The 1208-nt window shown below is 43.8% G+C and carries 1 protein-coding gene and 1 pseudogene; one reads left to right on the forward strand and one right to left on the reverse strand.

The window, feature by feature from the left end; translation table 11 throughout:
• Positions 1-140 (forward strand): annotated as a pseudogene (locus Q0140_RS08985) (thiazole synthase); the annotation flags it as partial.
• 299 nt (positions 141-439) lie between these two features.
• On the opposite strand, the gene Q0140_RS08990 reads toward Q0140_RS08985, so the two are convergent.
• On the reverse strand, positions 440-1054 hold the full coding sequence (locus Q0140_RS08990) for a tetratricopeptide repeat protein (RefSeq protein WP_297963881.1): 615 nt from the start codon (positions 1052-1054) through the stop codon (positions 440-442).
• Positions 1055-1208 lie beyond the last annotated feature (154 nt).

Genomic DNA, 1208 nt, shown 5'->3' on the forward strand with positions numbered 1-1208 from the left:
CCACGAGCGGGGATCTGGCGCTGATGGCGCGGGCGTTTGCGCTCGGCGTGCAGGCAGGGCGCGATGCCTATCTGGCGGGGCTTGGCGCCGTTTGCAAAACGGCCTGCGCAAGCTCGCCGCTAACGGGATTTTTGAGGTAGCGGTTAAAATTTTAAACGCGGCTTGGTTGTGCGAGCCGTGTTTTTTTGCGCGGAATTTGCATTTCTTGAGTTATAGATACATATCGCGCAAGGTTTTTGTGCCATGTGAGTTAAATCTCAGCGTGCTTTGTTAAGCCCTATGCCGAACGACATAAATTCCTCACTTCGCTAGGCATCTTAAAGCGCTGCGACGAAAAGTAATTTGGTAGCGGTGTAACGCGCGACAAGCTCGGCGATGAAATTTTAAAATTTCATCGCGCCAAGTAGCCCGATCGAAAGAAGCCTTATTAATCAGCGGGCTATTTTAGTATGTCGTATTTGTCGCAAGCATTTTGTAGATAATCTTTGTCTTCGCTGACTACAAACCCTTTTTTACCTAATTCGCAAGCCTTTTTATAATATTGCGCTGCCCTTGCTCTGTCGCCGCCAATTTCAAGCTGTGCAGCGAAATTCCCGCAAGCTATCCAATCTCCCATATCACAAGATCTTCTATAATATCCCATAGCTCGTGTCATATCTTTTTTTACTCCTTTACCATTTGCATACATAACGCCCAAATTACTGCAGCTGCCTGCGTTCCCGCCATCACAAGCTTTAGCCCATAGTGTGATAGCCTTCTTGTAGTCTTTTTTTACCCCTTTACCCTCGGCATACATCCCTCCCAAATCCGAGCAAGCCTCATAAACATTTCCATCGCAAGCTTTTTTGTAAAAATAAAGCGTCTTTTTGTAATCCCTATCGGATGCATCTCCTCCTAGCTCGGTTGGGCTGTGATAAAGAGCACCGGCATGACCACAGTATTCAGGGTCTCCCGCTTCGCACTTTTGCTCAAATTGTTTTCTTAACGATTGAAACTCCGTTTCACTAAAAGCCAAAGAGCCCAACAGGGCTAAACCTAAGATGATTTTTTTCATTCTTTCTCCTTTAAAATTTTTCGTATTATTTCATTTTTAATCGTCAGATATTGTCATTTTAGATAGTTAAAATTTTATTTGCTAGCTTATTTTGAAAAATTTCGCAAAATTATACCCCCCCCCCCTTAATAACCACTAAAATTTAAAATGCGAA

It is taken from the genome of uncultured Campylobacter sp., assembly GCF_938045405.1.
Lineage (GTDB): Bacteria > Campylobacterota > Campylobacteria > Campylobacterales > Campylobacteraceae > Campylobacter_B.